Below are 8,818 nucleotides of genomic sequence, written 5' to 3' on the forward strand. Positions count from 1 at the left end.
TCAGGGAAACCCATGGCAGAGAAAATTTCAGTAAAAGCATCTGAAACCAATTCAGATGAGATTGATTTAGGGCGTTTATTGGGAACATTGCTGGACAATAAATGGTTGATTATTGGTGTTACCGTGCTATTTACGATTGTCGGGATTTTATATGCCACCTTGGCCACGCCAATCTATAAAGCGGATGCGTTAATTCAGGTGGAGCAGAACTCCGGTAATAAACTGTTGAGTGATATCTCCAGCATACTGCCGGAGGCTAAGCCTCAATCCGATGCAGAAATTGAACTGATCAAATCCCGGATGGTGATTGGTAAGACTATCCGCGATCTTTCTCTGGATACGGTGGTTGAGCAAAAATATTTCCCTGTTGTAGGTAAAGGCTTTGCACGAATTCTAAATAAAGAACCGGGGGAAATCGCGGTTTCTCGCCTGGAGGTGCCCGATTCCTGGCAGGATGAAAAAATTGAATTAACGGTATTAAGCAGCACCACTTATCAGGTAACCGCCAGCGATATCGTCAGTTTTACCGGTACGGTCGGTCAGTTGGAAAAACAGAACGGACTTTCGCTATTGGTCAGTGATATTGCAGCAAAGGATGGCACGGTTTTCCGCTTAAAAAAGCTAAATGTGCTCACCGCGATTAATGCACTGCTTAATGATTTTTCAGTGGAAGATAGCGGGAAAGATACCGGCGTGTTGCAGCTTAGTCTGGAAGGGGAAGAACCGGCCAAAGTCAGTAAAATATTAAATAGCATTAGCAAAAACTATTTGCAGCAAAACGTTGAGCGCAAATCGGAAGAAGCCGGGAAAAGTCTGGAGTTTTTAAAAGAGCAACTACCGTTTGTGCGTGATTCACTAAACGACGCAGAAAATAAGCTTAATAAATATCGCCAGCAAAACGACTCGGTTGATTTGTCACTTGAGGCCAAAGCCGTGCTGGATACCATGGTATCGGTAGAATCGCAGCTTAATGAACTGACCTTTAAAGAAGCGGAAATCTCCAAGCTGTATACCAAAGAGCACCCGGCCTATCGCGCTTTAATGGAGAAACGCGTCACGCTGGAACAGGAAAGGGATAAGCTGAATAAGCGAGTGGGCGGGATGCCTAAAACCCAGCAGGAAATACTACGCTTAACGCGGGATGTTGAAGCCGGGCAAGAAGTGTATATGCAACTGCTTAATAAACAGCAAGAGCTTAGTATTAATAAGGCTAGTACGGTGGGAAATGTGCGTATTATCGACTCTGCCGTTACGCAGCTGAAACCGGTTAAGCCTAAAAAAACACTAATTATATTATTAAGTCTGATTCTTGGTGCGGTACTTTCCACTGTGTTTGTTATCATCAAGACGATGTTGCATAAAGGAATTGAAAGCCCGGAACAGTTAGAAGAATTGGGTATTAATGTTTATGCCAGTGTGCCGCTTTCCGAATGGCAGCAAAAGAAAGATAAGGAATTATTTACCCGCAATAAAAGTAAGAAAACCAATACGCGCTCTAACGAGCTATTAGCTGTCGGTAACCCAATGGATTTGGCTATTGAAGCAATCCGCAGTTTACGTACCAGTCTGCATTTCGCCATGATGGAGGCGAAAAACAACGTATTGATGATTTCCGGCGCCAGTCCGGCGATTGGTAAAACCTTTATCAGCGCCAACCTGGGGGCTGTGATTGCGCAGGCCGGGCAGCGGGTGCTGATTGTCGACTGCGATATGCGTAAAGGGTATGCCCATGAACTGATGGGCACTCACAGTAACGAAGGCCTTTCGGATATTTTATCCGCTCAGTGCAGCGCAGAAAAAAGCGTGCACAATACGGCGCTGGAAAATATGCATTTTATTCCTCGCGGGCAAGTGCCGCCCAATCCTTCCGAATTGTTGATGCATAGTCGCTTTGCCGAGTTTATAACTTGGGCTGGTGAGCATTACGATCTGGTATTGTTGGATACTCCTCCGATTCTAGCGGTAACCGATGCGGCCATTATCAGCCGCCATGCCGGGACATCGCTATTGGTGGCGCGTTTTGAAGAAAATACGCTAAAAGAAATTGAGGTAAGTATTCGTCGCTTTGAGCAGAATGGAACAGAAATTAAAGGCGTCATCCTTAATGCTATAGTTAAACGTGCTGCCAGTTACTATGGTTATGGCAACTATAACTATTATACATATGAGTATAAAGGGAAAGAATAATTGTTAACGTATGAGATGCTATCAAAGATATAAATAAGTTTGAGAGCCAGACCAAAGTTAATATATAAAAAATTAACTTCGTTTGGCTTCTACCATGATTGATGAATTTATCTGCGCTACCTGATTATATGACTGATCTGCTAAATAGCTGATCCTATTACCGCTACACTTTAGCCAGACCATGTTTCCCTCCGGGGAATGGGCTTACCGTCTGCATAAAGTGGCGTACTTTGTTCAGCAACTGCCACATGGAGCGACAACAGTGGTTCCGGGTTATCGTGTCATGTAGCGCCTGCCATAGCCGTTCAACGTGGTTCACCCATGGCGAATAGGCTGGCTGGTAAATTACGCTGAACTTCGGGTTGTTTTTCAACCAGCATAGCGTTTCATGACTCTTGTGAATGATGTAATTATCGACAATCACTGTGATGGTTTTTGCTCGTCGGTATCGGCTCTTTAGATGTTTCAACAACTCGATAAATAACGATGAACCCTTGCTGCTACCGCCCACATAAATGACTTTCCCGGTACCGCTGTGCAAGGCTCCAGCCAGATAATATTTTTCATTTTGACCGGGTGTGACAACGCGTTTCTGCTGCCCCCGGAGTTGCCAGTCAGCACCGATTTTAGGATTGAGATGGATATCCACTTCATCCTCGTAAAATACCGGGTTTTCAAGATCGCACCGGGCAAGCGCTTCATTAATGGCTGCCATTTTCTCTTCTTTATGTGGATTACGAATACGCAGTGTAGGGGCTGCTCTTCTCCACACCAGCCCGGCAGCGGGAAGCCAGCGACGCACGGTTGAAGCATGTAACTGACATCCGGTTATTTCATTGATTTTTATTGTTAATAGCTCTGTACTCCAGCGGGAACGCTGATAACCAAAACGCTCAGGCGTGTGCTTAACAAGCTGGCACAAGAGTGAACAGATATGCTCAAACAGCCAGCGTCTTGCCCGACCCGGAGGCAATGATTTCAGACCTTCAGCACCATAAAGCGTAAACCAGTGTATCCAACGTCCCAGCGATGAACGAGCACAGCAAAGCGTTCTGGCGACATCACTAACAGTGTCGCCCCGGTGCAGCATCAGCATGGCTGTTAGCCAGCGAGCATGCTGTTTATCGCGTGTTTTATGAATGGCTTTCTGCATCTGGTGTCGTTCGGTTCGGGGTATCGGTGCTATGATCGGCATTGCTCAGTCCGGTTGGTGATGTGTTCTTTTTGGCGATTGATCAGATCGCTCAATTCGGACTGAGTTCCCTTCTGGTGATCTACTATTTGGAACAGCTATTTAGATTAACTTTAACATTACTTTGTGTTCCTGGTCATTTGAGTTAAAATGTTTAATAGTATTTATATATCTTTCGCTGTTGTTTAAAAAGAATAGGTGCCATGAATAAGATAGCGATTTATAATTTAAACTCTTATCCTGAAATGTCGGGCGGTAGTGAAATATCCTGTCTTGAGCTGGCGGAGAAATTGGTTTCTGCTGGGGAGGATGTATCTATCGTCGCTTTGCAAAATTTCAAATCAGGAATAAAAAAAATAAAATATAGAAATGTTAATATATTCAAACTGCCATTGTTAAATATTTATTTCCCTACTGATAAAAAAAAGAAAAGTTTTTTGAAGAAAGTAGTGTGGAACTTGATTGACGTTTGTAACATACCAATGGTGCTCTTTTTATGCTTTTGGTTAAAAAAAAATGGTTTTGATATAGTACATACAAATAATGTAAAAGGGGCATCTCCATGGATTTTCCCTTTTTTAAGGTTTTTTGGGTTTCGTGTTATTCATACAACCAGAGATTATTATTTGTTAGATAGTGGTTCTTGGTACCGTGATATAAATGAAAATCATAATACACTGAAAAACAAAATAAGAAGAATGAATAAGTTGGTTTGTAGTAAGTCTATTAATCATGTTGTATTTAATAGCAAATTTATGATGGATTATCATTTGGCTTGTGGTTTTTTTCAAAAACAGAAAAAAAGCGTAATATATAATGGCTTTGATAACACCAAATATATACCAGAAACAAAATGTGAATTAGAAAATAAAATAAGGATATTTGGCTATATTGGGCGATTTTCAGAAGAAAAAGGACTAGATGATTTGGTCCGGGGATTTCTAAAAATAAGAAATGAAAACTATAAAATTGTTATCGCTGGCGTTTTAAAAAAAGAGTTCCTCGATAAATATCCAGATTTAGGGAATTTAATTAAAGATTGTGATGATGTGATTTTTTTAGGTGTTGTCGATAGCATAGAATTTTATAAAAAAGTCGATTGTGTAATAGTACCATCCAGGTACAATGAGCCGTTTGGCCGCGTTGCAATGGAATCGATATTTATGGGGAAAGCTGTTATCGTCTCGGATAAGGGGGGATTACCGGAGCAAATATTACCTGGAGTGAATGGCTTAATTTGCAGAAACCGGGATTATGCAGAGGCGATGAAAAAAATTGCAAAAATGCCCAAGACATCCCTGAAGACGGATCTTTCGTGCTTTTCATTAGAAAACTGTGCCTCTAAATATTTGGCTGTATATAAAGGAATAGATAATGGAAAGTAGAATTTTAAAAAAAATAAAAAGGAATGGACTAAGTTATAGAGATTATTTTGAATTTATCCTTAGAAAAGGCGGGACACCTCTATTAAGAGGATTGGCTTGTTGTTTGCTAAATAAAAAGATCGCATTTCCTTTCTTCTGTGGAAAAAAAACTCGCATAATTCATGCGAACCATATCAACTCAAAACCATTTTGTTATATTGGCGATTTTTCATATATAAACTGCCTGAGCAAAAAAGGGGTTAATTTGGGCCGAAGAGTCACTATACGAGAGTTTGCATGGTTGCAAATCACGAGTAACAACTCGGAGATGGGGGAAGGGATCTTTATCGGTGATGAGACATATATTGGCCCCCGTTGTAATTTAGGCGCTGCCGCTGAATTAAAAATAGGGAAAAGATGCCAAATCGGTGCTGGTGTTAGCTTCATTGCCGAAAATCATAAATTCGAAGGTGACAGTAATATTTTCCTACAGGGAGTCACCAGAAAAGGGATTAACATTGGTGATGATTGCTGGATCGGTAATAATGTAATAATTCTTGATGGCGTAACCATCGGCGATGGCGTTGTAATTGGTGCTGGAAGTGTTGTAACCAAAGATATCCCTGATAATACAGTATCTGTTGGAAATCCAGCAAGGATTATCAAGCATAGAAAATAAAGAATAGCATAATTATGTATAAAAAATTTGTATTACTGGTGTTTATTTATGCCTTATTTGGATTTAAGCTTTCACTATCGGGTAGCATAGATGGTTCAGATTCTGGAGGAGTATTATCTAGTATTAGAATTGATGATGTTCTTTTACTTGTTTTTATACTATGTTATTTCTTTAAGAAAAACAAATTAATTGCTGTATTTAAGAAAAAACCAATATTCATTTTTTTACTATATATTTCATTCTGTATTTTTTCTACAATATACAACTATATAGGCAACAATATAGAATTATTGTCGGGGGTTTTGTTTTCAATAAGACCGTTTGAATATCTTCTGTACGTTTTTGTTGGATATGAAATTGCTCGTTATGGGTATAGCTTCAAAAAAATACTTACGGTATATGTTTATTATTGTATTGCCTTAGTATTGGCCCAAATGAATGGTCTAATCGGCGGTCTGACTAGCTTCTCTTTTGACCGTGCGATTGCTAATACTGGTGGGCCTTGGGAGTTGGCCGCCGTTTCCGCCTTTTTGTCTTGCTATTTTTTTGAAAATAGATATGTAGTTAGATCTGCGTTATCATTTTTTATACTTATATTAACGCAGTCCAGAATTACGCTAGCAGGAACCCTTTTAGTTTTTCTGGCTGGTAATTTTAAAAAGACGATATCATTATTAAAAAATAAATACGTCTTTGTTTCTTTTCTTGGTGCTATATTACTAGCTAATATGTATGTTTTATATCTGACGACAGGGTATTCTAATGCGACATTTAAAATACCAGAGGTTTATAACAGAATAGAATCGTTCTTTGATGCTAGTACGTTAAATAAAATTAAAGACATTTATTCGACTGGTAAAGTCGCTGAAAATAAAGATGTTTATTTTGATTATACCTATGGCGATGGATTAAATGAGATAATGATGAATGATGGTGACCTTAGTGCATATATAAGGTTTACCCGCTGGGCTATGTTGATAAAAACAACTTGCAATAGTCTGGATTCGTTTATTTTTGGACTTGGAGCCTCTTTTGCGGGCAAGGCTGTCGATGGGAATTATACTCGTCTCTTCGCAGAAAATGGATTCGTGGGGTTAATACTTTATTGCTTTTTCTTGATAACTTTTTTGAGGGAAACTAAAGATAAAATCATTAGAAATTATTTATATATCCTTATGATTACCGCTCTGTTCATTGATATTTTTGTTACTCAGAAAGCTATGCTTCTTTTATGGATTTACTATGGAGTATACCTGAAAGAGAAAGATGACAATTCTCATCGTGAAGAGTATAGAGATAAAATATGAAAATTGCTTTTTTAACAAGAGTGGATGCTTTTAATAAATATGGTGGCGATACATATCAGTTGGAAATGTACGTAAAGTACTTAAATACCAAAAATCATAAAGGTGTCATTTATAATGATATGAACATTCCTGATGATTTTGACTGTTATATCATAGCGAATTTAGATCGGCCGCTGGAGTTAGTTGAGTATTATAGAAAGCTAGCGTTAAAAGGATTAGAGAATAAAACCTTTATTTTGTCTATTCATCATGATTTTTCCTATATCGAATATTATGAAAAAAATGTCAGAGAAGGATTGCTGTATACTCCTTTTAAATTATTGTCAAATAATTTAAAAAGAGAAAAATTAAAAAATATTATCAGGGGGATTAAAGACAAAAAATTACTTTTCCCTGCGATAAGGCAGTTTTTTATAAATTATCCTTTGGCTATCAAAAAAATCATAAATAATAGCGCTGCGCTTATTACCATTGCAGAAAAAGAGAGGGAAAGTATAGAAAAAGATTTCTCGGTTTCCTTACATGATTTTTTTATTGTTCATAACGGAGTTGATCTGGCAGAAATAGGTAATTACCCCTGGAACAAGAGAGATATCGACGTTCTCGTCGCAGGTAGAATTGAACCCAGGAAAAATGCGCTGGCCATAGCTAAATCATTAGCTAATTTAAATTGTAATGTGTCATTCGTTGGTGCGTTAAATCAAAACTCTAAAAAATATTGTGAGCAATTTCAAAAAGTCATTGATGAAACTGATAATTTAAAATATTTAGGAAAAGTAAATTCAAGGGAAATGGTCGAACTATATTCAAGATCAAAAGTAAGCCTTTCAGCTAGCTGGTTTGAAGTCGCTTCTTTAGTTGACCTTGAAGCTTATGCCTATGGATGCCATGTTATTTCATCTTCTAACGGGTATACTAACTCATACTTGGGACAGAGAGTAAATTATCTTAACCCAACAGAAATTGAAAATGCATTTTCATTGATATCGTCTCTTTTGTTGAAAGAAACAGATAATCTTGAACAATATAAATTTATTTCTGAATCATTTACGTGGAATAAAGCTGCAGAACATTTAATTTTTGGGCTTAAAACTATCTTTGAAATAGATAAAAGAGGTTGAATTGGAAAAAGTAAAAATCGTCATACCTACATATAATGGTGGGGTATTGTGGAAGGTAGTTGCAAAAGAGTTGAGTCAGCAGAAGAAATATGTTGATGATATTATAATAATTGATTCATCAAGCAGTGATGACACCGTACAGTACAGCGAAATGATGAATTTTACTACAATAAAAATTCCAAAAGAAGAGTTTAACCATGGAAGCACTCGTAATAAAGGAGTGCAAATAGCAGGTGATTGTAACATTATTATTTTCTTAACTCAGGATGCTATTCCCGGCCCCAATTGTATAATAAATATTATACGCGCCTTTGATGATCCGCAAGTGGCTTTGGCTTACGGTAGACAATTACCTCATGATGATGCAAATCCGCTTGCTATACATGCAAGAAATTTCAACTATAGTACAGAAGACTTTCTTACAGATAAAAGCAAGAAGTACCAGTATGGAATAAAAACTGTATTTACCTCAAATTCTTTTTCTGCATATAGAACTGACGTTTTCAGAGATATCGGTGGTTTCCCGGCAAATACAATTTTAAGTGAGGACATGTACTTTGCGGCTAAAGCTGTTTTAGCCGACTATAAGATTGCTTACCTTGCTAACGCATGTGTAAAGCACTCTCATAATTATTCCCCACTTGAAGAATTTAAGAGATATTTTGATATAGGTGTTTTTCATCATGATGAAAGGTGGATCAGAGATAATTTTGGTGGGGCTGGAGGTGAAGGAAAAAAATTTTTAATTTCAGAGTTTAAATTCTTAATGAAAACTAACCCCACATGGATTGTCAGGGCATGCCTGCATAATTTCATGAAAATCATCGGATATAAACTAGGGCAGAACTATACTCTTTTACCTGCTGGTTTCGTAAAAAAACTAAGTATGCATAAAGGATTTTGGAAATAAATTTTATCTCCTAAGAGAAATAATAATGAAACCAAATCAAGGGGCTTCAGTCTATACT

The 8,818-nt window shown here is 37.9% G+C and carries 7 protein-coding genes; 6 read left to right on the top strand and 1 reads right to left on the bottom strand.

Annotated elements, in window-relative coordinates:
* Positions 1-12 precede the first annotated feature (12 nt).
* Positions 13-2,187: a tyrosine-protein kinase Wzc gene (gene wzc / locus BIY29_RS06340; protein ID WP_121574311.1), complete on the top strand. Its 2,175-nt coding sequence runs from the start codon at positions 13-15 to the stop codon at positions 2,185-2,187.
* A gap of 163 nt (positions 2,188-2,350) precedes the next feature.
* Here wzc and BIY29_RS06345 read toward each other — a convergent pair whose 3' ends face one another.
* Positions 2,351-3,382 (bottom strand): IS630 family transposase, encoded by a 1,032-nt coding sequence (locus tag BIY29_RS06345; RefSeq protein ID WP_121574312.1) that lies wholly within the window; start codon positions 3,380-3,382, stop codon positions 2,351-2,353.
* Positions 3,383-3,582: 200 nt separating this feature from the next.
* On the opposite strand from BIY29_RS06345, the gene BIY29_RS06350 reads away from it, so the two are divergent.
* From BIY29_RS06350 to BIY29_RS06370, 5 genes are read left to right on the top strand one after another with little or no spacing between them, the layout of a single operon-like run.
* On the top strand, positions 3,583-4,764 hold the full coding sequence (locus tag BIY29_RS06350; RefSeq protein ID WP_121574313.1) for a glycosyltransferase: 1,182 nt from the start codon (positions 3,583-3,585) through the stop codon (positions 4,762-4,764).
* Positions 4,754-5,422, top strand: a complete 669-nt coding sequence (locus tag BIY29_RS20805) for an acyltransferase (RefSeq protein ID WP_147437143.1) — start codon at positions 4,754-4,756, stop codon at positions 5,420-5,422. Before BIY29_RS06350 ends, BIY29_RS20805 begins: the two co-directional genes overlap by 11 nt.
* Before the next feature lie 14 nt (positions 5,423-5,436).
* Positions 5,437-6,729: a hypothetical protein gene (locus BIY29_RS06360; protein ID WP_121574315.1), complete on the top strand. Its 1,293-nt coding sequence runs from the start codon at positions 5,437-5,439 to the stop codon at positions 6,727-6,729.
* Complete coding sequence (locus BIY29_RS06365; RefSeq protein WP_121574316.1) at positions 6,726-7,850, top strand: glycosyltransferase family 4 protein; 1,125 nt, start codon at positions 6,726-6,728, stop codon at positions 7,848-7,850. The genes BIY29_RS06360 and BIY29_RS06365 overlap by 4 nt, the downstream gene beginning before the upstream one ends.
* 1 nt (position 7,851) lies before the next feature.
* Positions 7,852-8,760 carry a glycosyltransferase gene (locus tag BIY29_RS06370; RefSeq protein WP_121574317.1) on the top strand — a complete coding sequence of 303 codons (909 nt, stop codon included), beginning with the start codon at positions 7,852-7,854 and terminating at the stop codon, positions 8,758-8,760.
* Positions 8,761-8,818: the final 58 nt, after the last annotated feature.

The sequence above is a fragment of the Brenneria alni genome, from assembly GCF_003666245.1.
Taxonomy (GTDB): Bacteria; Pseudomonadota; Gammaproteobacteria; order Enterobacterales; family Enterobacteriaceae; genus Brenneria; species Brenneria alni.